Origin of the sequence: Flavimobilis rhizosphaerae (assembly GCF_014852685.1) — a bacterium.
Lineage (GTDB): Bacteria > Actinomycetota > Actinomycetes > Actinomycetales > Cellulomonadaceae > Flavimobilis > Flavimobilis rhizosphaerae.
The window spans coordinates 617,194-642,209 of the sequence record NZ_JACZDF010000001.1 but is presented as its reverse complement, the minus strand read 5'-3'; the positions used below and the strand labels follow the sequence as shown (position 1 = coordinate 642,209).

Genomic DNA, 25,016 nt, shown 5'->3' with positions numbered 1-25,016 from the left:
CGCGCAAGCCGGTGCGCCGTGTGACGTCCACGACGTGACACCCTCCCCACGGCGCTCGACGGCGCTCAGACCTCCGCGAGGTGCCCGTCGTGGAGGTCGAGGACGCGGTCGGCTCGCTCGACGAGGATCGGGTCGTGCGTCGCGACGATCGCTGCGACGCCGCCCGAGCGCGTGAGCTCCCGCAGGACGTCCATGACGGCGCCCGCGGTCACCGAGTCGAGCTGGCCCGTCGGCTCGTCGGCGACGAGCAGCCGGGGCCGGGTGACGAGCGCACGGGCGATCGCGACACGCTGGCGCTGCCCTCCCGAGAGCTCGGCGGGACGCTGGTGCCCGTGGCGGGCGAGGCCGACGGTCGCGAGCGCGTCGCGCACGCGCTCGTCGCGCTCGGCCGACGGCGTGCGCACGACGCGCAACGGCAGCTCGACGTTCTCGGCGGCGGAGAGCACGTCGACGAGACCGAAGGTCTGCATGACATAGCCCGTCTCCCCCGGCTCCGTGGGCCGCTCGACCGCGCCGGACGTGGGGACGTCGGCCCCCGCGAGCATGCCGAGGAGCGTCGTCTTGCCCGCGCCCGAGCGTCCGCGGACGACGACGAGCTCGCCCGCGCGGACCTCGAGGCTCACCCCGACGACGGCGTGGACGACGCCCGCGGGCGTGCGGAACTCGCGCGAGACGTCGTGCGCGCGCAGCAGCACCTCGGTCATGACTGCTCCTCGGTCGCGGCGTGGCGGCCCGCGGGGCGGGACCCGCCCGACGTCGGCGGGGACGTGGTGGTCGGTGGTGCGGCGGTCGGTGGTGCGGCGGACGACGGTCCCGTCCCGGGCCACACGCTCACGTGGTCGGGCTCGAGGTCGAGGCGCACGCGGTCGCGCAGCCCGAGCTGGGTGACGAACTCGGGCGGCAGCTGCATGCGGCCGACGGGGTCGAGCACGGCGAACTCCTCGACGAGGTCACGTGCGACGCCGTCGGCGCCGACCTCGCGCCGGCGCAGCACCTCGAGCGAGGTGCGGCCGTCGCGGATACGGACCGTGCGGGAGACGTGGTCGGCGACCGCGGGGTCGTGCGTGACGACGAGGACGGTCGTGCCGAGCTCGGCGTTCGCGGTGCGGAACGCCTCGAGGACCTCGGCGCTCGTCGCCTCGTCGAGCTCGCCGGTCGGCTCGTCGGCGAGGAGGACGCGGGGGTCGTTCGCCAGCGCGACGGCGATCGCGACGCGCTGCTGCTCGCCGCCGGACATGTGCGCGGGCAGCCGGTCGGCGACGTGCGTGACGCCGAGCAGCGCGAGGAGCTCGGCGGCCCGCGCGGCGCGGGCCGCGGTCCGCCGCGGCGTCCCCGCGAGGGCCATGGGGACGACGACGTTCTGCGTGGCCGTGAGGTACGGCAGGAGGTTGCGCGCGGTCTGCTGCCAGACGAAGCCGACGCGGTGGCGCTGGAAGTCGACGCGCTCGGCACGTGTCATGGCGACGAGGTCCTGGCCGGCGACGCGTGCCGCCCCGCCGGTGGGCCGGTCGAGGCCCGAGAGGATCGACAGGAGCGTCGACTTGCCGGAGCCGGACGCGCCGACGAGCGCGACGACCTCGCCCCGCTCGACGCGCAGCGTGAGTCCCTGGAGGGCCTGGACCTCGACACCCTCGGTGACGAAGATGCGCACGAGGTCGCGGCAGAGGATGTCGGGCTCGGTCTCGTCGGTGCGGGCCTCGTCCCAGACGGCGGTCATGGTGCCTCCTCGGCGGTGCGGACGGTCATGGCGGTCATCCCTCTCCCTCGGCGAGCAGGGCGGCGTCGCGTGCGCGGTGGTCCCCGCCGCGCGCGGTGAGGAACGTCGCGGCCGCAACGGCGGCGGCGACCGCACCGACGACGACGGCGAGCGCACGGAGGTCGACGCGCGGCGGGACCTCGCGCGCCCCGAGAAACGTCGGCAGGTCGACGACGCCGACGGCGACGAGCGTGAGGCCGAGGCCGAGCGCTGCGCCGACGACGACGCCAGGGACGACCCAGCCGGTGAGCTCGGCCGCGACCGCGGCCCTCACGTCGCGCGTGCTCGCACCGACGCTGCGGAGGGTCGCGAGCGTACGTCGTCGCGCCGGTGCTGCCGCGGCGAGCGCGGCGACGAGCGCCGCGAGGACCCCGAGCACCGCGACGGCGGCGCCGACGAGGACGCCACGGACGAGCCACGCGACGGTCGGGTCGGCGAGGCGGGCGTCGCGCACCGGGGCGAACGAGCGGACGTCGCCCGTCCCGACGATCTCCGCGAGGCGGTCGCCGAGCGCGGTGACGGCCGCAGCGTCGAGCGAGTCCTCGACATCGACGAGGAGGACGGCCGGGGCCGAGCGGGTGAGGCCGTGCGCGGCGAGCACGCCCGTGTCGGCGAGGATCCACCGGGAGCCGCGTCCGAGACCTGCGACGACGTCGCGTGACGCGACCTCGACCACGGGGAGCCGCAGGCCGTCGACCTGAAGCGTCGTGCCGTCGGGCAGCGCTCCGCCCGTGTCGGCCCGGACGGACGTCGAGACGACGACCGGCACGGGACCGTCCGTCGCCGTGAGGCCGTCGGGCAGCGCGTGACGGTAGCCCTCGGCGTCGAGGCGTGCGAGCCGGGCGGTGTCGACCGCGAGCAGCTCGACGTTCGCGCCCGACGCACCACGGCGCATGTCGGCCGGGGTGACGACCTCGGCGGCGACCGCGAGCCGCACACCGTCGACGGCCTCGACCCGGGCGACGAGCTCGGGCGTCATGCGAGGCCCAGAGAGCCGGAGGTCTGCCCCGGTCGCCTCCCACGCGCCGTCGGCCGCGCCCGCGCGCACCGTCGTGAGGAGCGCGGTCGCCTGGACGACGACGCCCGTCCCGACGACGAGCGCGAGGATCCCCGCGACGACGCCCGGCCGGCCGCGCGCCGCGCGGGCGAGACCGACGAGCGCACCCGGCCCCGGACGCCGGCGGGCGGCCGCGACGAGCAGGCCGAGCAGCGGCCGGACGAGCGCGACGACGAGGACGGCGGTCGCGGCGGCGACGAGCGCGGGCAGCGCGACGACGAGCGGATCGTCGGACGGGAGCCTCCCGGCGAGGGCGAGCACGGTGACGACGGCCGCCGCAACGACGAGCACGACGGCTCCCGCGACGCGCAGCGCACGCACGATCCTCGTGCGGGCGACGGACGCCCGGGGCGGCGCGACGAGCGCGGCGGCGAGCAGCCCGGGAGCGGTCCCGACGACCGCCGCACCGAGCAGGTCGCCCGGCGCGCCCGGTCCGACACCGCTGCCGAGAGCCGCGGCACCGCCCGCGCCGAGGGCGGCCGCGGGCAGCGCGACGCACCACGTCTGCAGCGCTGCGAGGCCGCGCACCTGGAGCCCCGACGCGCCTCGGGCCCGCGCGAGCGCCCCATCCTCGCGCCGCCGTGCGACGAGTCCCTGCGTGCCGACGCCGAGCGCGAGCGCGAGGGCCGCGAGCGGGCCGGCGAGCGCGAACGAGGCGAGCGTGCGCGACGTCGCGACGTCGGCGACCGCGCTGTCGAGGAGGTCGGGCATGCCCGTCGAGAAGCGCACGCCCCCGAGGTCGGCGGACGCGGACGCCGCCGCCGCGCGCAGCTGCGCAGCGACCGTCGTCGGGTCGGCGACTCCCGCGCCGCTCACGGGGAACCACGCGTCGAGCACGGGTCGCGCCGCCGTCATCGCGAGGACCTCGGGGTCGACGATGCCGAGGACCCGGACCGTCACGCCCCTGTCGAGGTCCTCGAGGACCGCGGGCCCGGCGCCCGCGGGCGTGTGGAGCCAGTAGCCGTCGGACGGGTCGACGACCTCGTACGTGCCGACGAGGGTGTAGCCACCGTCGCTGAGGGTCGCACCGCGGACCTCGCCGACGTCCCACCCGAGCCGCGCCGCGCCGTCGGCCGAGACGAGCGTCTCGGCGGGCTCGCCCGGACGCGGCACGGCGTCGGTCGGGACGCGCCCCTCGACGAGCCGGACGCGCTCGAGGAAGCCCGGGGCGGCAGAGCGGACGAGCTCGGGGAAGCGGACGTCGGACCCGGGACCGTCGGCCACCTGCGCGAGCGGGTCGGTCGCGTCGGACAGGCGCACCTGGGGTTCGCCGACGAGGCGTCGTGCCGGCTCGGGGATCGCGTCCCGCAGCGCGAGGAGGTACGCCTGCGCGGGGCCGAGGACGCGCTGCATGGTGCCCTCGAGGCCGGGCGCCTCGTCCTCGTCGAACGCCCAGCTCGACGTCCGTACGGTGAGGTCGCGTGCGAGGTCCGTGGACGTTCCGACCCGGGCTCCGACGACCTCGGCCTCCATCGCGGCAACGCCCCGGGGCCAGAGAGTGACGACGCCGGCGCCGAGGAGGGCGACGAGCGCGACGACGACGCCTGCACCGACGCGGTGGCGCAGGCTGCGGACGAGGAGCGATGCACGCGAGGACGTGCGGCTCATGCCGACACCTCCCGCAGGTCGCGGTCCTCGGCCTGCCGCACGACGGTCCGGGCGTGGAGCGCGACGAGCCCGGCGGCTCCCGCGGCGAGCACAGCCAGACCCGCGAGCAGCGGCGGGACGTCGAACGCGAGGGGCATCGTGCCGACGCTCCCCGTCGCTGCCCGCACGAGCACGGGAGTCGCGACGAGCGCGACGACCGCCCCCACAGCGAGGCCGACGACAGTGCCCGCGCCGAGCACCCAGGCGGTCTCGGCCGCCCGCAGCCGCCCCTGGCGCCGGCCGTCGAGGCCGAGCGCCCGGAGCGCGACCGTCTCTCCCTCGCGGGTGGCCGCCTGCGCCGCCGTCGTCGAGCGCAGCCCGGCGAGCGCGAGCAGCACGGTCGCGAGGCCAGCGGTCCAGAACGCGGCGGGCACGTCGGTCCCCCGGGGCTCGGCGACGGTGGCGACGTCGTCGTGCGTCGTACCCCAGGCTCCTGCCGCGACGAGGTCGGCGGTGAGCTCGCTGGCGGCCGCGGCCGCAGCCGCGTCGGACGCGTCGGCCCGGAGCCAGACCTCCTCGGAGCGCAGCGCTGCGCCGCCCGCCGCGACCTGGGCCGTGCGCAGGGCGTCGGCGTCGACGAGCACCGCAGGTGCGGGCGCACCCGGCACGGTGTCGCGGATCTCGCTCACGCGGACGTCGACGGTCGCCCCGGCGACGGTCACGGGGAGGGTCCCGCCGACCGCGAGGTCGAGCGCACGGGCGAGCGACGTGTCGATGACGCCGGGCAGGACCGGCGCCGCGGGGTCGCGGGGTCCTCCGGGTCCGACCCAGCGCAGGGTGGTGCCTGCGGGGACCTCGTCCGCGGCGACCTCGTCCGCTGGGGTCCAGGCGGGCTCGCGCGTCCAGGTCGGCGGTCCGGCGGTCCCGTCGGCCCCCGTCATCGCTCCGACCTCGACGGTGATGGCGCCGCCCGCTCCGGCGAGGCTCGCGTCGTCGGACGAGCCGTTGTGGAGGACGTCGTCGGCCGCGACATCGAGCGCGACGACGTGCCACGGCCCCGCGTCGGGCACCTCGAGGCGCAGCGTGCCCGACGCTCCCGCGCCGACGGCATCGAGCTCGACGCCGTCCGCCCTCACGAACGCCCACCGTCCGTCGGCGTCGACGAACCACGCGCTTCCGGTAACGCGGAGCGAGAGGTTCTCGGTGCTGAAGCCCTCCTCGAGCGGGCCCGGAAGGTCGAGTCGGGCGTGCACGGGCACGGTGAGGCCGGCCTCGCCGACCGCGGGGCCGCCGAGGTGCGGTCCTCCGCGGAGCGCATCCGTGATGCCCGCGCCGTCACGCAGGACGACCTCGAGGTCGCCCGGGCGGGCTGCGACGACGGTGACCTCGTCGGAGCCGACGCTCCCGGGCCGCACGACGACCGCCGCGCCCGCGACCGCGCCGGCAGCCGTACCGGGCGCGCGGTTGACGTCGGCGCCCGTCACGGGTCCGCTCGTCGCGACCGTGACCCGGACGTCGGCGCCTGCGGCGAGCGTCGCGAGCCTGGCCCCGCCGAGCGCCACGGACGCCCCGAAGCAGCTCGCGAGGACGAGCGTCCCGACGGCGAGACCGACGACGAGAGCAGGAAGCCTCACCCCGTGTCGGCGCGCAGCGGAGCGAAGCGCGAGGACGCGATCGAGTCCGCGGCCCCGGGCCGCGCGCCGCGCGAGAAGCCCGAACGCCGGACCCGTCGCCTGGACGCCAAGCAGCACGAGGACGACGAGCAGCACGCCGGGGGCGCTCACCGCGAACACGTCGGGCGCGCCCTCCCCCGCGACCGCGAGGCGCCACCCCGCGGCGACGGCGAGCGTACTGAGCCCGACGGCAGTGACGACGGGGCCGGCGGCGACGCTCCCGCGCGGCTCGGCACGCACGATGTCGTCGAGCTGCCGTCCCGCCAGGACGGCCGTCGTCACGGTCGCGACGAGCACCGTGACGGCACCCGCGACGAGGGCACGCGGACCGAGCCCGGCGACGGCTCCGGTCGTCGCGGCGAGCAGCGCAGAGGCGGCGCCTCCGCCGAGAGCCGCGCCGAGCGCCGTGACCGCTCCCGTCTCGAGCCCGGCAAGCGCGCGGAGCTGGCGCCCGCTCACGCCGCGGGACGCGAGGAGCGCGTCCTCGGGCCGACGTCCGGCGACGAGCTGACGCGCGACCCGCCCGAGCCCGACGGCACCCACGACCCCGAGCACGAGCACGGGAACGATCGCGACCTGCCGGAACGCGCCGACACGCGCGGCGAGGCTCGTCGTCGTCGCGACGAGGCCCCCGCTGACGACGACGCCACGAGACTGCGCGTCGGACGCCTTGAACGCGGCCTCGAGCGCTCCGAGGCCGCCCGCGAGCCGCTCGACGTCGTCGGGCTCGACGGTCGCCCTGTCGACCGACACCGTCCACGTGACGAAGGGGGTGTCGGCGGCGTCGGGCGACTGCGCACGCTCGACGACGGTCCGCGCGCCGCGGGTCGCGTCCCCGACGAGGTCCCGGACCGTGCGGTCCTGCGCGTCGGCGTCGGCGAGCAGACGCGTCCGCAGGACAAGCCTGCCGCCGTCGCCGTCGAGGGCCGCGGAGTCGCGCACGACGTCGCGGACGCCCTGCTCGACCTGGCCGAGCACGCCGACGGCGCACGCGACGACGAGCGCCGCAAGGACCCCGAGCGCGACGAGATGCCCGCGGGCCGCCGCAGCGCGACGACCCGCGAGCCTCGCGAGGCCCGTCACGTCCCTCAGTTGACCTTGAGCTCGGCGACCTGGTCGCCCAGCTCGGCGAGGAGCGCGTGGCGCTCCTCGCGACGCCGACGCTGCTCGCCCGGCTCCGGGACGGGCGCGGCGGCGATGAGGCGGCGCGTGTACTCCTCGCGCGGGTGTCCGAGGACGTCCTCGCGCGGGCCTTGCTCGACGATCTTGCCGTTCTGGAGGACGACGACGCGGTCCGCGAGCATGTCGATGACCGCGAGGTCGTGGCTCACGAAGATGCAGCCGAACTGGTACCGCTCCTGCAGCGCGAGGAACATCTTGAGCACCTGCGCCTGCACGGAGACGTCGAGCGCGCTCGTCGGCTCGTCGGCGACGAGCAGCTGCGGGTCGAGCGTCAGGGCGCGCGCGATGCTCACGCGCTGACGCTGACCGCCCGAGAGCTCGTGCGGGTAGCGGTTGATGACGTCGCGCGGCAGCTCGACCGCGTCGAGCAGCTCCCTGACACGTGCGAGCTGGCTCTTGCGGTTGCCGACCTTGTGGACGACGAGCGGCTCGGCGATGCAATCGCCGATGGGGAAGCGCGGGTTGAGCGACGACGCGGGGTCCTGGAAGACGACGCCGACACGCCGGCGGATCGCCTTCTCGGCCTTGCCGTGCGCGCGGTAGAGGTCGGTGCCAAAGATCTCGACTTCGCCACCGGCCGCCGGGATGAGCCCGAGGGCGCAGCGCGCGATCGTGGACTTGCCCGAGCCTGACTCTCCGACGAGGCCGACGATCTCGCCTGGGGCGACGTGGAACGAGACGTCGTCGACCGCACGGAACGGCGTCTTGCCGAGCCGCTGGTACTCGACGACTAGGTTGCGAACGTCGAGCGCGAGCGCGGGCTTCTCGGCCTCGGCGCTCGCCTCCGCGCGCGCGCCGGACACGGCGATGCCGAACTGCTCGGGGCCCTGACCGAGGTGCGGCACGGCGGCAAGGAGCCGCTTGGTGTACGGGTGCTGCGCGTGGTTGAGGACCTCGTCGGCCGTCCCCTCCTCGACGATCTCGCCCTTGAGCATGACTGCGACGCGGTCTGCCATGTCGGCGACGACGCCCATGTTGTGGGTGATGAGGAGGATGCCCGTGTCGAGCTTGTCCTTGAGGGACCGCAGCAGGTCGAGGATGTCGGCCTGGACTGTGACGTCGAGAGCGGTCGTGGGCTCGTCGGCGACGATGACCTGCGGGTCGCACGCGAGCGCCATGGCGATGACGACGCGCTGCCGCTGACCGCCCGAGAGCTCATGCGGGAACTGCGTGACGCGCCGCTCGGGCTCGGGGATGCCGACCATGCGCAGCAGCTCGACCGCGCGGGCGTCCGCGTCCTTGCCGTGCGCGACGTCGTGGAGCTCGAGCGACTCGGTGAGCTGCGACCCGATCGTGAGGACCGGGTTGAGCGCCGTCATGGGCTCCTGGAAGACCATGGCGATGTCGTTGCCGCGCATACTGCGCAGCGCGCCGTCGTCGAGGTCGCCGACGACCTTGTCGCCGACGGTGACGCGCCCGGAGATCCTGGCGTTGCCGGGAAGGAGCCCGAGCGCGGTCATCGAGGTGACGGACTTGCCGGAGCCGGACTCGCCGACGAGGGCGAGAACCTCGCCCGGGCGAACCTCGAGGCTGATGCCCTTGACCGCGTGGACCGAACCGAACTCGGTGCGGAACTTGACGTCGAGGTCGGTGAACGAGAGGACCGGGTCCTGGGTAGTGTCGACGCTCATCAGTCCTTGCTCCTGTTCTGGCGGGGGTCGAAGGCGTCACGCAGCCCGTCGCCGATGAAGTTCACCGTCAGCGCGATGACGAGGATGAGCATGCCGGGCCACCAGAAGAGCCACGGACGGGTGCTGAAGGCGCCCTGGTAGTCGCTGATGAGCTTGCCGAGCGAGACGTCGGGGGCCTGGACCCCGTAGCCGAGGAAGCTGAGCGACGTCTCGAGGAGGATCGCCGAGGCGATCGCGAGCGTCGCCGAGACGATGATGACGCCGATCGTGTTGGGCAGGATGTGCTTGAAGATGATCCGCGTGGGTGAGGTGCCGATCGCGGTGGCCGAGGCGACGAACTCGCGCTCCCGCAGCGAGAGGACCTCTCCACGAACGAGTCGGGCGAGGCCGGTCCACGTGACGATCGCGAGGACGACGGCGAGTCCGATGACCCCCCACTTCGAGGCGATCTTCCCGAGCACCGCGGCGAGGACGAGGAGCGGGATGACGATGACGAGGTCGGTGAGACGCATGAGCAGCGACTCGACCCAACCGCGGAAGTACCCGGCGACGCCACCGATGACGGTGCCGATGAGGGTCGAGCCGATCCCGACGACGAACGCGATCATGAGCGAGATCTGCGTGCCACGCATCGCGAGGGCGAAGTAGTCCTTGCCCGTGTCGTCCTGCCCGAGCGGGTGCTCGCCGAGGCTGAAGGGCCACAGCTGGAGCGTCGGTCGGCCGCCGTTGACGACGTTGGCAGCCTTGGAAAAGTCCTTGTCCCACCAGCCGGGGAACGGGCCGAAGCCGATCGACGTGTAGGCGACGACGACGATGATGAGGAGCACGACGAGCGAGGTCATGGCGCCCTTGTGGCGCAGGAAGCGGCGCAGGACCAGCTGCCCCTGGGAGTAGGACTTCTGCGAGGCGTCAGGAACGGCCTTCTCGACGTCGAGGTCGATGCCTGAGACGACGGGCTCGACACCGCCGACGCCGGGGCTCGAGGTCTGGAGGTTCTCGTGCGGTGCAGGGGTGTTGGGATCAGTCATGGCAGGCTCCGCTGAGGGCGTGGGGGGCGGCGGACGGGACGAGGGTCATCAGTCTCACCGCCTGATCCGGGGGTCGAGCGCCGCGTACGCAAGGTCGGCGACAAGGTTCATGAGGATCGCCGCCGTGCCGGTGACGAGGAAGAAGGCCATGACGGGCGCGGGGTCGACGTGGTCGAGCCCGGTGCGGAAGAGCTCGCCCATGCCCTTCCAGCCGAAGACCTGCTCCGTGATGACGGCCCCTCCGATAAGCCCGGCGAAGTCGAACGCGACGATCGTCGTGATGGGGATGAGCGCGTTGCGGAAGCCGTGCTTGACGATGACGACGCGCTCGGAGAGCCCCTTGGACCGAGCGGTGCGGATGTAGTCCTGGTTCATCACCTCGAGCATCGAGGACCGCGTGTACCGCGTGTAGGACGCGATGGAGATGAGCGTGAGGACGATCGTCGGAAGGATGATCTGGGCGCCCTTGTCGAGGAAGGACTCCCAGAAACCGCCTGCGAAGTTCGGCGTCTGCGACCCGATTGTCGAGATGGGGCGCGGCTTGAGCCCGAGCAGCGACGCCCAGTGCCGGCTCGCGACGTCAGCGATGGTGAGCATGCCCATGATGACCGCGACAGACATCGAAAGGACCGTCGCGGGCTTGCGCGAGTATCCGCCGACGAACCAGCCGATGGCCGCGGAGACGAGGAGCGCGACGGGGAGCAGCCCGAAGATCGTGCCCCAGCCCCCCTTCTCGAGGAGGGGCAGCACGATGAGATGGCTCGCGGTCCCGGCGGCCACCGTGCCGAGCGTCGCGTAGAGGACGCGGCGGTTGCGGATGCCGCTGAAGAGCGCCGTCGCACCGACGGCGGCCCCGAGACCGACGAGCAGCACGAACGCGATGCCGAGCATCGGGCGGCGGAACCACTCGGTCGCCGAGAAGTAGGACATCGCTGCGACGACGAACACGAGGGTGGCGCCGGCAGTGAGGGCGCGGCGCTTGGCGGACCCGCCGAGCACGCCCTGGAGGATGACCGCGAGGACGATCGCCGTCCCGGCGATCTGGGCGAGCGTGAACGTCGGTTCCCGGATCCAGTCGTTGAAGCGGATCGCGCCGTACTCCTTGAGGAGGACGGCGGCCCAGAAGACGGGCAGCGAGAAGAAGAGGAAGGCGAGGAACGTCACGACATAGTCGAAACCGGAGTACTGCCGGATCGCGGTCGCGATACCGACGATGACGCCGATGACGATCGCGAGGACGGTCGCGAGGACGACGAGGCGGAGCGTCGACTGGGCAGCGTTGCCCAGGAGGCTCCCGACGTCGGTCCCGTTCATGTTGGTGCCGAGGTCGCAGCTGAGCGTCACGCACTTGGCGATCCCCCCGAGCCAGACCCCGTAGCGCTGGAACCAGGGCGTATCGAGGCCCATGAACTCGGTTCGCTGGCGGATGAGGTGTTCCTTGTTGTCGGCGTTCGACTCGCGCAGGTCGGCGAGCGGGTCGCCGGAGATGGTCACGAGGAAGAACAGCAGCATCGAGCCGCCGAGCAGCACCAGGAACGAGGCTCCGAGCCTGCGCAGGATGAACTTGGCCACGGACGATTCCTTCACGTCTCTGGGTGGTGCGGGGATGGTCGGCACGGCACCGTCGCCGGGAACGCTTCGTGGGCGTGCCCGGTGGCATCCTCGCGCGGCTGGGGTGAGGTCGCGGACGACCTCACCCCAGCGGTCTTGCTTGTACCAGCCTAACGTCGCGAGAGCGGGTCAGGCGTGTGCGACGGTCACTGGACCGTCACGCGTCATTCAGGATGCGCGGACCCACTGCTCCGCGTTCCACGCGACGGTCGACTGGGTCGCCGTCTTGCGAACGTTGGAGATGGTGGCGTCGTACGCGACGAGGCCCGGGTGGGCGAAGAGCGGGATGCCGTACAGCGTGTCCCAGAGCTCCTTCTCGATGATCTTCACCTGCTCCTGCTGCTTGGCGGTGTCGAGCGTCGAGCCGAGGGTCTCCCAGGCCTTGTCGACGGTCTCGTTCTTGTAGCCGCCGTAGTTCTGCTGGCCCGTGGAGGAGTAGATGTTCTGGCCCGAGACGATCTGGCCGGAGCCGGCCCACGCGAAGAGCGCGACCTCGTAGTCACCGTTCGGCAGGGTCTTCGCGAAGAAGTCCTTGTTGCCGACGTCCGTGATCTCGAAGCCAGCCTCGTCGCACGAGGACTTGATGAGCGCAACCTCGTTGGTACGACGCGGGTTCGGGGCCGAGTAGCCGATACGCACCTTGACGGGCGTCTCGACGCCGGCGGCGGCGATCTTGGCCTTGGCACCCTCGATGTCGACCTGGTCGTACTGACCCTTGTAGGCGGCGGAGACGACGTCTGCGTAGTTGTCCTGGAAGGGGAAGACCTCGCGGGCGTTCATGACGACAGCCTCAGGGTCGACAGGCTTGACCAGGTTGTCGACGATCTGCTGGCGCGGGACGCACATCGCGAACGCCTCGCGGAGCTCGAGGGAGTCCTTGAAGACTCCGCTGTTGAAGTTGAAGTCGAGGTGCTCCCACGTGAGCGACTGCCCCGCCTCGGTCTTCACGCTGTCGCCGAGGGCCTTGACCTGCGCGACGGTGTCGACGACTGCCTGCGGCTCGATGATGTTGAGGTCACCGTTGGCGAGCGCCTGGACCTGAGCGTCGGGCGAGACGAAGCGGTAGACGAGCGTCTTCGTCGCGGCCGGAGTACCGAAGTACTTCTCGTTGGCCTCGAGGGTGACGGACTGGCCGGCCTCCCACGACTTCAGCTTGTACGGCCCGGAGACGGGCGTGATCGCGGGGTCAGGAAGCGTGCCCGGCGTGTTCGAGAGCCAGCCCTCGTTCCAGAACTTGGCCGCGGGGCGGAGCTTCTCGATGTCCTTGTCCTGGATCGCCTTGACGAGCTCCTCGACCGTCATGCCAGCCTGCTCGGCCACGATGTGCGACGGGAAGGCGCCACCGACCTGGAGCTGGTAGTCGGGGTACGGGTCCTTGTACTCGTACGAGAACGTCTTGCCGCCGACCTCGCCCTTGGGGCCCTCGAGGACACGGCCACCGAAGTCGAGACCACCGACGTGGTTGAACAGAGGCTTGTCGGAGCCGTCGTCGTTCTTGCCGTCGACCATGGCCTGGGCAGCCCAGTCGAGGAGGTAGTCCTCGTAGGCGATCGGGGTGCCGTCGGACCACGTAGCGTTGTCCGCGAGCGTGTACTCGACGACCATCGGCTCCTCGGACGTCAGCTTGAACGTGCCGAACTCCGGGTCCTGGTGGATGGAACCGTCGGTGCCGAAGTAGATGAAGCCACCGATGAGACGGTCGTTGATGACCGAGTTGTACGTCGAGTACGTCTCAGGGGTGTTGTTGTTGTACCCGAGCCACTCCTCGCCACCGAGGGTGTACGAGATGGTGTCGTCCTTCGTCGAGATCTCACCGAGGTCGGCCTTGCCGGGACCCTCGGGAGCGGCGGAGCCACCCGGGCTCGTCGTGGTGTTGGATGCGCCCGGCTTCGGGTCCTCGGACGTGCCGCACGCGCTGAGCACCAGCGCACCGGACGCCAGGAGCGCGAGCGGAGCCGCAAACTTCCTGATCTTCAATGTTCCTCCTCGGTGGACGACGCACGACCCCGGGTCGTCGGGTCCCGACGCGGGGGCAGCCACCCCCGTGCCGTCGTGCGCCACGTCAAGAACCAACTGTGGTTCCCCGGAACCGTACACAGCAAATCCGGTGACGCGGGCCACTTTCTGCGGTAGATGGTGCATCGTTACAAAGACGGAACACGAATGAAACACGGGACGACTGCGCCAGACTGACTTCCGCCCGACGTTGTGACCTGCGAGAACACCCCTCGATCTCACAGTGCGGACGCAATGTGACCACGATGCACCCATTTCTCACGTGGTCCGGAACACATCCCAGGAATGTCGGGTGAGTCCAATTCGTTACTCAGTACCCGCGGTATCAAGCCTCGGACAGAATTGTCCGGCGCCTGGGACGCTGCTCCCCCACCTGCACGCTTCCCGCTGCTCCCCGGCATACGCACGCCGCCCTAGGCTCGTCCTCATGACCACCGTGCTCCTCACCGGCTTCAATCCCTTCGACGACGCACCGTGCAACCCGTCCGCCGAAGCGGTCGCACTCGTCGCCGCCGCGTGGGACCGTCCCGAACGCCTCGTCACCGCGACCCTCCCCGTCGCGTTCGCACGAGCGCGCGACGAGCTCGCGCGCCTCGTCACCGAGTACGCCCCCGCGCTCGTCGTCGCGACGGGCCTCGCGGGCGGGCGCGCGGGCCTCACCGTCGAGCGCGTCGCCGTCAACCTCGCCGACGCACGCATCCCCGACGACGACGGGCGCCGCCCGGCCGGCGAGCCGCTCGACCCCACGGGCCCGGACGCCTACCTCCTTCGCGGGCCCGTCAAGGCGGCCGCCGCTGCGGCGACCGCCGCGGGCGCCCCGGCGGCGATGTCTCTCACGGCCGGCGCCTACGTCTGCAACGCGGTCGCCTATCACCTCGGCTCCTGGTCGCGCGGAGGCACCGGACGCCGCGCGGCGTTCGTGCACGTGCCGTGGGACGAGCACGGTCCGGCCGGCAGCCCGCAGACGCCGCTCGTGACGACGGCGACGGGGCTGCGCGCCATCGTCGACGCTTTCCTCGACGTTCCCGACGACCTCGTCGTCGCGGACGGCCCGACGCACTGACGCCGCCGCGCACGGCTCGCAACTCGCTGCGGCATCGCAGCGGAACAGACGGAACCCGGTTTCCGTCGTACCCATGCGCACGCTCTCACGAACTGCTAGCCTCGCGAGCGTCCGGCGAGCAACCGATTTCTCGCCGCCCGTGCCAAGGACGACACGGGTTCACCACTCGACGAGGAGCTGCAGTGAGACGTACCCCCACCCATGCCCGGCGAGCCTGGGCCGCGTTCGGCGCCGTCGTACTCGCGACCGGCGCGCTGGCCCCCGCGGCAGTCGCCGCGGACGCCGCCGCTCCCGGCGGCGCCCCGGGAAGCTGGAAGATCGACCACATCGGCGTCGGCTCCGGCGGCTCCGCCGTCCTGGACGCCGACGGCACCCTCGTCGTCGACGCGACGAGCGCGAGCAACAAGATCGCCGACTCCGAGGACGGCTTCTGGTACTACTACACGCCGGTCGACGCCGCCACGGAGAACTTCACCCTCACCGCCACCTTCACCATCGACGACGCGTCGAAGAAGGACGGCCAGTCCGGGTTCGGCCTCCTCGCCGTCGACGACCTCGTCCCCGGCAACACGTCGGCCCGCTACATGAACTCCGTCGGCACCATGGCCGCCCGGTACCGCGTCGACGGCGCGACCGTCAACGGCATGCCCGGCGCACGCATCGTCACCGGCTACACCGAAGCCCCGACGGTCGCGTCCGCGAACCGCGACATGACCCAGTCCCGGCCCTTCGACCTCACGTGGCGCGACGACCGCGTCGCCACCCCCTCGTCCCCGCGCTTCGAGACCGGTGACACGTTCACCATGACGCTGCGCCGCTCCAACACGGGCTACCACTTCTCGACGACGCTCGACGGCACGCCGCACGAGGAGATCCTCTACGACCGCACCGTCCTCGACACCCAGAGCGCCGACCAGCTCTACGTCGGCATCGCCGTCGCCCGCAAGATCAAGGTGACCGTGAGCGACATCCGCTACACGACGGTCGCCCCGGCCGACGACGACCCCGCGCAGCCGCGGCCCACCGAGCACGTCATCCCCCGCCTCGTCGCCGACGTACCCGCGACGACCTCCCGCACGACGCTCGACGTCCCCGTCACCGCGAACGTCCACGGCACCGCCGTCGTCGTCGACGCCGCAGGCACCCCCGTGAGTGACCCGGTCACCGTGGCCCCGGGCGTCGAGCAGACCCTCACGATGCCGCTCGTCGCAGGACGCAACACCCGCAACGTCCGGCTCACGCCCGCTCCGCGCGCCGAGCAGACGCAGCTCAAGGACTGGGAGGAGCTCACGAGCTACGACCCGCTGCTCGTCGACGTCTCCGTCACCGTCGACCGCCTCGGTGTGCCCGGCGAGGCGATCTTCGTCGCACCCGACGGCACCCCCGACGGCGCCGGCACGCCCGCGTCCCCCGTCGACGTCCACACCGCTGTCTCCTACGTCCAGCCCGGCCAGCAGATCGTCCTCGCCGGCGGCACGTACGCCCTCACCGAGGCCGTCGTCGTCGAGCGCGGCAACGACGGCACGGTTGACGCACCTATCACCCTCATGTCGGCGCCCGGCCAGCGCGCCGTCCTCGACCTCACCGGATCCGCCCGCGGCGGCATCCTGCTCCGCGGCAACCACTGGCACCTCTTCGACCTCGAGCTCAAGAACGCGCCGTCGACCGGCAAGGCACTGCTCGTCTCGGGCAGCCACAACGTCGTCGAGCGCATCGAGTCCCACCACAACCTCGGCACGGGCATCCAGGTGTCCGCGGTCTCCGAGTCGACCCCGCGGGCGCAGTGGCCCGCGCACAACCTCGTCGTCTCCTCCGTCTCCCACAACAACGCCGACCCCTCGGCGAACGACGCCGACGGCTTCGCCGCCAAGCTCACCGTCGGCGACGGCAACGTCTTCCGCTGGAACATCGCCCACCACAACATCGACGACGGCTGGGACCTCTACGCCAAGTCGACGACGGGCCCGATCGGCAACGTCGTCGTCGAGCAGTCCGTCGCCTACGCTAACGGGCGCGTCGCGGACCCTGCCGACACGCGCGTCGGCGAGGGCAACGGCTTCAAGCTCGGCGGCGAGTCCATGCCCGGCCAGCACGTCCTGCGCAACTCCGTCGCCTTCGACAACCTCGCCTCGGGCGTCACGAGCAACTCCGGCCCCGACGTCCGCGTCGACCGTGTGACCTCGGTGACGAGCGCCTCCCGCAACCTCTCGCTCTACACGAGCGCCGCGACGACCGACTTCCGCGTCACCGGCTTCCTCTCGTGGCGCGGCACGGTCGCCGACCAGGTCGCGCTCAAGAACCAGGCGGACACGATCACGACCGACCCGAGCAACGTCCTCGACCTGCGCACGGGTGCCGGGGCGCTCGCGCGCGCCGCGCTCGCGACGTCCGCGGACGTCGACGCGACGTGGTTCGAGTCCGTCGACACGAGCATCGTGCCGACGATCGCCGCCGACGGCTCGATCGACATGCACGGTCTGCTCGTGCCGACCGCGGCCGCGCCCGCTGGGACGGGTGCGGTGCTCGGCACCAACCCCTCGCCGACGCGCCTCGTCGTCATGCCGCCCGTCGGCTCGTCCGTCGAGCCGACGGACCCGCCGTCGACGACGCCGCCTACGACGCCGCCCACGACGACCGAGCCGACCGACGCACCCGATCCGACGCAGGAGCCCACGGAGGGGACGACGACGCCGACCGACGAGCCGTCGACGGGCGCGCCGACCGACGACGCGACGGGCGCGCCCACGCACGACGGGGTCGACGACTCCGAGGGTGACGACGACGCGACCGACGACCCGAGGGACGACGCAGCAGGCCCGTCCGACGGCGAGCTGCCGGTCACGGGTGTCGCTGGTGGGGCCGTCGCCGCCGCCCTCGCGGCCGTCCTCCTCACGGCGGGCGCAGTCCTGCGCTCGCGTCGCGAGCAGGAGGTCTAGCCGACAACCCACCGGGTGCCGACGACGTCCCCGCCCCGCCACGGGGCGGGGACGTCGTCGCGCTAAGGTCGGGGACATGCCACCCCGCACGCGCGCCACGACGTACGCACGACGGCGCAAGCGTCGCCTCGCCGCCGTGACGAACGACCTCACGCCCGCCGAGTGGACGGCCCTCACCGCGGCGTGGGGCGGCTGCGCCTACTGCGGCGCGAACGGCATCCCGCTGCAGAAGGACTGCGTCCTGCCCGTCTCCCGCGGCGGCCGCTACACGGCGACCAACGTCGTGCCCGCGTGCCGCTCGTGCAACGCGAGCAAGTGCAACGACGAGGTCACCGGGTGGATGCGCCGCAAGCGCCTCGACGAGCGCGCGTTCCTCGAGCGCTGGGCGGTGCTGCTCCACGCGGCCCGCGCGGCGGCGTCCGACGCCGGTGACGGCGACGCTGGCGAAGGTGACGCTCATGGGGACGACGCTCGTGACGTCGACGCCGGTGGTGACACGCCCGAGGTCGGGGCGTTCCCCGGCGCCGCGACCCTGACGGACGCATAGCCCGTGGAGGACCTCGTCGTGCTGCCCGCGCCCGGCGCGCCCCGCGGGCTGCACATCCCCGCGAGCGAGCTCGTCGAGCAGTTTTCCCACTCCTCGGGGCCGGGCGGTCAGGGCGTCAACACGTCGGACTCGCGTGTCCAGCTGAGCCTCGACCTCGCGACGACGTCCGCGCTCGACGACGCGCAGCGCGCCCGCGTCCTCGCGGCGCTCGCGCCGCGGCTCGCCGGGACGGTCCTCACCGTCGACTCCTCCGAGCACCGCGCGCAACACCGCAACCGTCGGGCCGCACGTGAACGACTCGCGGCGCTCCTGCGTGAGGCCGTCGCTCCCCCGGTCGTCCGCCGCGCGACCCGCCGGACCGCTGGCTCCCAGCGACGCCGCCTCCAGGCGAAGCGCGAACGTGCCGAGACGAAGCAGGCCCGCCGCCGGCCGTCGGCCGACTGACGCAGCACGGACCGAGGCGCTCAGGTCGCTCGGCGTCGCGTCGTCGCGGTTTCCTGGGCCCCGCAACCTTCCGGCGGCCGCCTACGCTACAGATTCCAGGGCTTCTACGCTCCAGATCTCACGCTCCCGGCGAGAGGCGCTCGACCTCGGGGTAGTGCCGACTCATGCGCGCGTCTCCCCGCGCAGCGCGCCGATCTCCGCGGCGAGCTCTGCACGCAGCGGGTCGTGCTGGGGGCCGAGCGCGTGCGCCGGATCGCGCCAGTGGTCCGGCGTGTAGAGCCACACGGGCTTGCGGACGAGCGCCTCCGGCTCCCAGTCGTAGCGGGGCCACACGTGCGCGTGGAGGAATGCGTCGGCGTTGCCGAGGATCTCGACGTTGACCCGCCGGTAGCCGGCGTCGCGGCGCGCGCACACGTTTTCGACCGCCGTCGCGACGAGGTCGGTGTCCGCGAGGAACGCCACACGGTCCGCGCGCGGCAGGTCGCTCAGGCGGTCGACGCCCGGGACCTTCGTGAGCGCGAGGCTGTAGCCGGGCAGCCACTGCACGTCGCCGACGACGGCGAACGCCGCGTCGAGCTCCGCGAGGACGGTCGGGTTGCGACCGTCGAGCGCGGCCCGGACCCTGTCGGTGCGCCAGTCTGTCATGCTGCTCCCCGTCGTCCGCGGGCCGCTCCACACGGCCCTCGGGAACCCACGCTACAGATCGTCGGCGATCTCGCGCCGTTCAGGGCCAGCCGAGCCACCGTGGTGTCGTCGCGACGTACCTCTCGTACTCGGCGCCGAAGCGTTCGTGGAGGACGGCCTCCTCGACGGGCACCTGGAGGCGGTCGATCGCGACGAGGAACGCCGCGACCGGGAGCGCCGCGAGCGGCGTCCTCCGCCAGATCGCGTACGACGTGAGCGCGCCCGCGAGCGCGAGGTACATGGGGTTGCGGGTCACGTAGTTGGGCCCGTTGACGACGAGCGTCGACGCACCGACGTGCACCGGGTCGAGCGTCGTGCCCCGCGCGTGGAAGCGCAGGACCGCACCTGCGCCGAGCGCGGCTGAGCCGACGCCGACGGCCGTCGCGGCGAGCGTCGACGCGCGCGTCGGTTCCCGGCCTCTAGCGAGCGCGCGCTGAGCCGCGAGCGCGGCCGCAGCGATGACGGGAGGTGGCAGGCGGAGGCTCATGGTCACCATGGCGTGGTGGCCGTCCACTGCCCGGGAACCCGCAGGTCGAGCGTCGCTGGGACGAGATCGACGTCGATGTCCGCCTCGATGCTGAGCCGTTCGACGAGGTCCGCGCCGCTCTGGTCGGTCGTCCCCATGTGCCACCTCCGTCGTCGGGATGCGTCCACGCTACGCCGCGCGCCTGCACGGAGCCACGTTCCGGTTTTTCACGGGGATCGCCGGTGCGGGCGCGGGCGACCCCGCACATACTGGGGGCATGTCCTTCCACGTCCCCGACGGCCTCGTCCCGGCAGGTCGTGACCTGCGCGCGTACACCGACGAGCTGCGACCGGAGCACGCCATCGTCCGCAACGACCGCGACGAGTGGGTGCTCCTCAGCCATAACCTCGTGCGGCGCGCAGCACTCGACGCGACGACGTTCTCGAGCACGGCCTCGCGCTTCCGTCAGGTGCCCAACGGGCTCGACGGCGACGAGCACACGGGCTTCCGGGATGCGCTCGACCCGCTGCTGAGCACCGAAGCGCTCGCGCGGCACGTTCCCGTGTTCGAGCGGGTCGCGGCCGAGCTCGTCGCCCAGCTGCCGACGGGCGCGGCGGTCGACGCGGTCGGCGAGATCGGCGCGGTGTTCGCCGTCCGCGCGCAGAGCGCATGGCTCGGCTGGCCGGCGTCCGTCGAGAACCGCCTCCTCGCGTGGATCGGTGAGAACTACGCGGCGACCCGCTCGGGCGACCTCGCTCGCACGCGCCAGGTAGCCAACGACTTCGACGAGATCATCCGTACGGTCCTCGCGGGCCGCAGCCCCGATGCGTCGCCGGACGCGGACGTCACCGACCAGCTGCTCGCCGTGACGATCGACGGGGCGCCGCTCGCGCACGACGACGTCGTCTCGGTGCTGCGCAACTGGACGGGTGGCGATCTCGGGTCGATCGCGTTGTGCACGGGCGTGCTCGTGCACGGCCTCGCGACCGCTTCTGCCCTTCAGGATCGCCTGCGCTCGGGCGTCTCGGACGCCGAGCTCGACGCGATCTGCGACGAGCTCCTGCGCCGCGACTCGCCGTTCATCGGCAACCGCCGTGTCACGACGTGCCCCGTCGACCTCGACGGCGTGCAGATTCCAGCGGGTGCGAAGGTCAAGCTCCACTGGACGTCGGCGAACCGTGACGAGGACGTGTTCGGCGACCCTGACGTGCTCGACGCCGCGGGCAACGCCCCGCACAACCTCGTCTACGGGATCGGCAAGCACGCGTGCCCAGGCCGGACGCTCGCGACGATCGAGCTGCGGACGCTGGTCCGGGCGCTGCTCGCGGGCACGAGCACGCTCGTGCTCGACGACGACGCCTCACCGGTGCGCGAGGTCGCGCCTGTCGGCGGCTGGGCGAGCGTGCCGGTGGTGCTCGGCTGACGCGATGTGGCCCGCGAGCGCTGGCGGGCGCGCCCGGGGACCAGGGCCGCTCAGCGCCACGGGCTGACCAGCGTGGGGCGGGCAGGGTGCGCGCGGTGTAAGGTCTGAGTTACTACGGAATCGCTTGTAGAAAATAAGGAGACGCCATGGCATCGCCCGACGACACCACGCTCGTCGCGACGGTCGACGTCCTCCTGCGAGCCCTGCGCGCCCTCGGCAGCGCAGGTCGCCCCGACGCCGCCAACCGGCTCGCAGCCCGCGCCTGGCTCGCGCTCCGGGACGAGCACCCGCGCCAGGCCGAACGCATCAACGGCACGATGCACCACCTCGCCCGCCAGCCCACGGAACCGTGCGCCAGCACGGCCACGGCACGCCCAACCCAGGAGAGAACATGAGCAACGACACGCAGCTCGACGTCCGCAACGACGTGCCGCAGCGACGCCACGAGCTGATCCTGCAGACCTACCACGACCTGCAGGCCGGCACCGCCTTCGAGCTCGTCAACGACCACGACCCCAAGCCCCTCTGGTACCAGTTCGACGCCGAGTTCCCCGGCCAGTTCACCTGGGAGTACCTCGAGCAGGGGCCCGACGTCTGGCGCGTCCGGATCGGCCGCCCCGCAGCCTGAACCTCGGCGGGATCTTCCCGGGCGCGCTGCTCGCGCTCACGCACGCACCCCCCTGGTTCCCTGCGTCACACGTCGGTGCAGCGTCGACGGGCGCAGCCCGGACGTACCCCCTCACGTGGCCCTCCGGCGTGCCCCGCAGCCGCCGCGGTTGACGCGGGCCGCGTCGCGCACGAGCCGGCGGAGCGCGTCGTCGTCGACCTTGTCGCCCTCGGCGAGGTCGATCGCACGGACCGTCTCCCCGTCGAGGCGCGCGTTGAAGAGGCCTGCCGGGTCGTCGAGCCGGGCACACTGGGGAACGTCAGCGGCACGGCCGCCTTGAGAATGTCAGCCATCGCGACGTTGCCGTCGCAGAACGTCAGCGGCAGTCGTCGTCGCACGCCGGGGCCTCGCGCTCGCCCGTAAGCACGGAGACGGGCGTCGCGCAGCACGGGTCGCCCTTCCACGCCTCGAGGCCCTCGCGGACGGCGAGCACCGCGATGACAAGGGCCGCGACGGAGTCGGCCCACGCCCAGCCGAGCAGGGCGTTGAGCAGGAGCCCGACGAGCAGCGCCGCCGAGAGGTAGGTGCAGATGAGCGTCTGCTTGGAGTCGGCGATCGCCGATGCCGAGCCGAGCTCGCGGCCCGTCCGGCGCTCGAACCAGCTGAGGAACGGCATGACGACGAGGCTGAGCGCTGCGACGGCGATGCCGACCGGTGAGCGCTCGGGATCGCGCAGGCCCGTGAGCGACAGGAGGGCGTCGACGGTGACGTACGCGGCGAGCGCGAAGAACGAGACCGCGATGACGCGGAGCGTCACCTTCTCGCGGCTCTGCGGGTCCGGCGCGGAGAACTGCCAGGCGACCGCCGCGGCCGAGAGCACCTCGACGATGGAGTCGAGGCCGAACCCGATGAGCGCGGCCGACGACGCGGCGGACCCTGCGAGCAGGGCGACGCACGCCTCGACGACGTTCCACGTGATGGTGATCGCGACGACGATCCTGATCCGTCGACGCAGGACCGCGATGCGCGCGGGGTCGAGCGCGAGGACGGTCATCGGTCGCCTCCGGCGTCGCAGCATCCAGGTACGGCGCACTCGACGTCGAGGCACGGCGCGTCCTCGTCGACCGCGAGGGTGACGTCGACGAGCGCGAGGAGCGCCGCGGCGAGGTGCGGGTGGGCGATCTCGTAGCGCGTCCGGCGCCCCTCGGGCTCGACGACGACGATGCCGCAGTCGCGCAGGCACGTGAGGTGGTTGGAGACGTTCGAGCGAGTGAGCCCGAGCTCGCGCGCGAGCTCGGCCGGGTAGCCGGGGGTGTCGAGCAGCGTGAGGAGGATCCGGGAGCGCGTCGGGTCCGCCATGGCCCGGCCGAGCCGGTTCATGACGTCGAGACGCGAGGCAATGGTCAGCACACGATGACTATACAGCCGCGGCTGAAGTATGGTCGTCGAACCCAAGGGCGCCGCCGCGGGGGCGCCGGACTCCGGTACCGTCGGGCCTGAGAGCACCGGAACCCGCACGACACGCGCCTCGTACCGCGCACCGGAAGAACCACCATGCCGCTGCACCCCGGGCTCGCCCCCGTCGCCGGACTGCTCGGCACCTGGCGCGGCGACGGCGCCGGCGAGTACCCGACGATCACGCCGTTCACCTACACCGAGGAGCTGACGTTCACGGACGTCGGCAAGCCGTTCCTCCACTACGTGCAGCGCACCTGGTCCCCCGCAGGCGCGCCCATGCACACCGAGACCGGCTACGTGCGCGTCGTGGGCGGCGCGACCGTCGAGCTCGTGCTCGCCCTGCCGACGGGCCAGACCGAGCTCGCCGAAGGGCCTCTCACCGTGACGGACGACGGCTTCACGTGCGCGCTCGCGGCGCGCGTCATGAACTCCTCGAGCGCCAAGCAGGTCGACGCGACCGAGCGGCACCTCACGCTCGACGGCGACACCCTCACGACCCGCTTCGCGATGGCGGCCGTCGGCGTGCCGATGACGGGGCACCTCACCTCGGAGCTGCGCAGGGTCTGAGCGGTCACGCGTCCGCGGCAGCGCCGACGCTCGCGTACGCCTCACGGCTGCCGAGCATGAAGTGCTGCCCGGACTCGCTCGCGAAGCACGCCGTGCCGGGGCCGGACATCTCTGGGTTGAGCGTCCAGCCGAGGGCCGTGTCGAAGACGGTCGCGCGCTCGACGCTCTCGACGGGGCAGGTGAGGAAGAAACTCATCCCCTCACGCTTGCGACGTGGAGGTCGCCGTCAACGGTGGTTTCCCCGTCGGGCACGGCAGACGGATCTCCACCCGCTCCCTCTCTGCCCTGAGGTAGCGCGAGAGTCCGTGCCAGGCACGGCTGCAGCAGAGGCCCGCCGGGCGCTCAGGCCTTCTTCACGACCGACGACTTCAGCTGCATGCGCCCGAAGCCAGGCACGGTCGCGTCGATGTCATGACCGTTGACGGGCTCGGCGAGCAGGCGGATGCCCTTGACCTTCGTGCCGACCTTGATCGACCCGCCGCCGGCGCCGGAAACCTTGAGGTCCTTGACGATCGTCACGGTGTCGCCGTCGGCGAGCTCGTTGCCGACGGCGTCGCGGACGGCCGCGTCCGGGGCATCCGACGGCTCCGAGGCGGACCACTCGTAGCCGCACATCGGGCAGATGAGCAGCGCGCCCTGCTCGTACGTGTAGGCCTCGGAACACTCGGGGCACGGGGGAAGGACGTCAGACACGGGATCGGGCTCCTTGACGGGTTCGGCACGGGGCGACGCCACCGCGCCCCTCCGCACCGTACGCCACGTGGAGGCCACGCCACTGAGGCGTGGCGCCGACGCGTCCGTCACGCCGGGGCGACCCGTCAGGCGAGACCGTCGCGCATGGTGCCGGAGAGACTGTCGAGCCGCTCCGTGACGCCGAGCGTGAACCACTGCGCGTCGAGCTCGTCCCAGAGCTGCTCGTCCGCGTCGTCGAGCTCCTGCGACGGACCATCAGGTCGCATGCGCACGTACTCAGCATGAGCGTGCTTGACGAGAGCGGCGACAGGCGCGAGCCCCAGGAGCTCGAACGCCGCTTCGGCCGCGGCAAGGTCATCTGCAGATCCGCTGGCGAGGTAGTTCTCGACGGCACCCACCAGTCCCGCGTTGTCGGCACCTCCTGCGAAGCTCAGCGCCGCGCCGTAGGCCCGGAATCGCTCCGAGGCGCTCGCGTCCCCGTCGACGTACGCGTCGATCGCTGCTTGGTGGATGTCCATCGTGCTCCGTTCATCGCGCCGAGCGGTGGGTACGTGCGCACCACCGGACAAACTGTCCAGGAGAACGTT

24 protein-coding genes are annotated in these 25,016 nt (G+C 72.5%); 8 read left to right on the top strand and 16 right to left on the bottom strand.

Features of this window, described 5'->3' with window-relative positions; translation table 11 throughout:
- Positions 1-65: 65 nt before the first annotated feature.
- From IGS67_RS02755 to IGS67_RS02720, 8 genes are all read right to left on the bottom strand, one after another.
- Positions 66-704: an ABC transporter ATP-binding protein gene (locus IGS67_RS02755; protein ID WP_192277565.1), complete on the bottom strand. Its 639-nt coding sequence runs from the start codon at positions 702-704 to the stop codon at positions 66-68.
- A complete protein-coding gene (locus IGS67_RS02750; RefSeq protein ID WP_192277563.1) occupies positions 701-1,717 on the bottom strand; it encodes an ABC transporter ATP-binding protein in 1,017 nt (338 codons plus the stop codon). Before IGS67_RS02750 ends, IGS67_RS02755 begins: the two co-directional genes overlap by 4 nt.
- Before the next feature lie 34 nt (positions 1,718-1,751).
- Positions 1,752-4,421: an FtsX-like permease family protein gene (locus IGS67_RS02745; protein ID WP_192277561.1), complete on the bottom strand. Its 2,670-nt coding sequence runs from the start codon at positions 4,419-4,421 to the stop codon at positions 1,752-1,754.
- On the bottom strand, positions 4,418-7,156 hold the full coding sequence (locus IGS67_RS02740; protein ID WP_192277559.1) for an FtsX-like permease family protein: 2,739 nt from the start codon (positions 7,154-7,156) through the stop codon (positions 4,418-4,420). The genes IGS67_RS02745 and IGS67_RS02740 overlap by 4 nt, the downstream gene beginning before the upstream one ends.
- Before the next feature lie 5 nt (positions 7,157-7,161).
- Positions 7,162-8,886, bottom strand: a complete 1,725-nt coding sequence (locus IGS67_RS02735) for an ABC transporter ATP-binding protein (RefSeq protein WP_192277557.1) — start codon at positions 8,884-8,886, stop codon at positions 7,162-7,164.
- A complete protein-coding gene (locus IGS67_RS02730) occupies positions 8,886-9,914 on the bottom strand; it encodes an ABC transporter permease (protein ID WP_192277555.1) in 1,029 nt (342 codons plus the stop codon). The genes IGS67_RS02735 and IGS67_RS02730 overlap by 1 nt, the downstream gene beginning before the upstream one ends.
- A 54-nt stretch (positions 9,915-9,968) precedes the next feature.
- On the bottom strand, positions 9,969-11,486 hold the full coding sequence (locus IGS67_RS02725; RefSeq protein ID WP_192277553.1) for an ABC transporter permease: 1,518 nt from the start codon (positions 11,484-11,486) through the stop codon (positions 9,969-9,971).
- Positions 11,487-11,693: 207 nt separating this feature from the next.
- Positions 11,694-13,502 carry an ABC transporter family substrate-binding protein gene (locus IGS67_RS02720; RefSeq protein ID WP_192277551.1) on the bottom strand — a complete coding sequence of 603 codons (1,809 nt, stop codon included), beginning with the start codon at positions 13,500-13,502 and terminating at the stop codon, positions 11,694-11,696.
- 466 nt (positions 13,503-13,968) lie between these two features.
- Here IGS67_RS02720 and IGS67_RS02715 point away from each other — a divergent pair, with 466 nt between their 5' ends.
- From IGS67_RS02715 to arfB, 4 genes are all read left to right on the top strand, one after another.
- The gene (locus tag IGS67_RS02715) at positions 13,969-14,604 is read left to right on the top strand and encodes a pyroglutamyl-peptidase I family protein (RefSeq protein WP_192277549.1); all 636 of its coding nucleotides are present in this window, start codon (positions 13,969-13,971) and stop codon (positions 14,602-14,604) included.
- A 182-nt stretch (positions 14,605-14,786) separates the two neighbouring features.
- On the top strand, positions 14,787-17,540 hold the full coding sequence (locus IGS67_RS14270) for a right-handed parallel beta-helix repeat-containing protein (protein WP_192277547.1): 2,754 nt from the start codon (positions 14,787-14,789) through the stop codon (positions 17,538-17,540).
- A 76-nt stretch (positions 17,541-17,616) separates the two neighbouring features.
- Positions 17,617-18,087: an HNH endonuclease gene (locus IGS67_RS02705; RefSeq protein WP_192277545.1), complete on the top strand. Its 471-nt coding sequence runs from the start codon at positions 17,617-17,619 to the stop codon at positions 18,085-18,087.
- Between the two features lie 3 nt (positions 18,088-18,090).
- On the top strand, positions 18,091-18,531 hold the full coding sequence (gene arfB, locus IGS67_RS02700; RefSeq protein WP_192277543.1) for an alternative ribosome rescue aminoacyl-tRNA hydrolase ArfB: 441 nt from the start codon (positions 18,091-18,093) through the stop codon (positions 18,529-18,531).
- Positions 18,532-18,693: 162 nt separating this feature from the next.
- Here arfB and IGS67_RS02695 read toward each other — a convergent pair whose 3' ends face one another.
- From IGS67_RS02695 to IGS67_RS13745, 3 genes are all read right to left on the bottom strand, one after another.
- Positions 18,694-19,176: an HIT family protein gene (locus IGS67_RS02695; RefSeq protein ID WP_192277541.1), complete on the bottom strand. Its 483-nt coding sequence runs from the start codon at positions 19,174-19,176 to the stop codon at positions 18,694-18,696.
- Between the two features lie 79 nt (positions 19,177-19,255).
- Positions 19,256-19,702 (bottom strand): methyltransferase family protein, encoded by a 447-nt coding sequence (locus IGS67_RS02690; RefSeq protein ID WP_210766963.1) that lies wholly within the window; start codon positions 19,700-19,702, stop codon positions 19,256-19,258.
- Positions 19,703-19,704: 2 nt separating this feature from the next.
- Positions 19,705-19,839, bottom strand: coding sequence for a Mab-21 family protein (locus tag IGS67_RS13745; protein ID WP_235977486.1), 135 nt, complete (start codon positions 19,837-19,839; stop codon positions 19,705-19,707).
- Between the two features lie 119 nt (positions 19,840-19,958).
- Between IGS67_RS13745 and IGS67_RS02685 the strand changes: the two genes are divergently transcribed.
- The 3 genes from IGS67_RS02685 (at position 19,959) to IGS67_RS02675 (ending at position 21,732) form a co-directional block, all read left to right on the top strand.
- Positions 19,959-21,104, top strand: coding sequence for a cytochrome P450 (locus tag IGS67_RS02685; RefSeq protein WP_192277537.1), 1,146 nt, complete (start codon positions 19,959-19,961; stop codon positions 21,102-21,104).
- Positions 21,105-21,250: 146 nt separating this feature from the next.
- Positions 21,251-21,499: a hypothetical protein gene (locus IGS67_RS02680; RefSeq protein WP_192277535.1), complete on the top strand. Its 249-nt coding sequence runs from the start codon at positions 21,251-21,253 to the stop codon at positions 21,497-21,499.
- Positions 21,496-21,732 (top strand): DUF2249 domain-containing protein, encoded by a 237-nt coding sequence (locus tag IGS67_RS02675; protein ID WP_192277533.1) that lies wholly within the window; start codon positions 21,496-21,498, stop codon positions 21,730-21,732. Before IGS67_RS02680 ends, IGS67_RS02675 begins: the two co-directional genes overlap by 4 nt.
- A 355-nt stretch (positions 21,733-22,087) precedes the next feature.
- On the opposite strand, the gene IGS67_RS02670 is transcribed toward IGS67_RS02675, so the two are convergent.
- On the bottom strand, positions 22,088-22,765 hold the full coding sequence (locus tag IGS67_RS02670) for a cation transporter (RefSeq protein WP_192277531.1): 678 nt from the start codon (positions 22,763-22,765) through the stop codon (positions 22,088-22,090).
- Entirely contained in the window at positions 22,762-23,121 is a 360-nt protein-coding gene (gene cmtR, locus IGS67_RS02665) for a Cd(II)/Pb(II)-sensing metalloregulatory transcriptional regulator CmtR (RefSeq protein ID WP_192277529.1), read from the bottom strand. The genes IGS67_RS02670 and cmtR overlap by 4 nt, the downstream gene beginning before the upstream one ends.
- A gap of 144 nt (positions 23,122-23,265) precedes the next feature.
- On the opposite strand from cmtR, the gene IGS67_RS02660 reads away from it, so the two are divergent.
- Positions 23,266-23,736, top strand: coding sequence for an FABP family protein (locus IGS67_RS02660; RefSeq protein WP_192277527.1), 471 nt, complete (start codon positions 23,266-23,268; stop codon positions 23,734-23,736).
- Between the two features lie 4 nt (positions 23,737-23,740).
- On the opposite strand, the gene IGS67_RS02655 is transcribed toward IGS67_RS02660, so the two are convergent.
- From IGS67_RS02655 to IGS67_RS02645, 3 genes are all read right to left on the bottom strand, one after another.
- Positions 23,741-23,932, bottom strand: coding sequence for a VOC family protein (locus IGS67_RS02655; RefSeq protein ID WP_192277913.1), 192 nt, complete (start codon positions 23,930-23,932; stop codon positions 23,741-23,743).
- Between the two features lie 146 nt (positions 23,933-24,078).
- A complete protein-coding gene (locus tag IGS67_RS02650; protein ID WP_192277525.1) occupies positions 24,079-24,429 on the bottom strand; it encodes a zinc ribbon domain-containing protein YjdM in 351 nt (116 codons plus the stop codon).
- 125 nt (positions 24,430-24,554) lie between these two features.
- Complete coding sequence (locus IGS67_RS02645; RefSeq protein ID WP_192277523.1) at positions 24,555-24,947, bottom strand: DMP19 family protein; 393 nt, start codon at positions 24,945-24,947, stop codon at positions 24,555-24,557.
- Between the last annotated feature and the right edge of the window lie 69 nt (positions 24,948-25,016).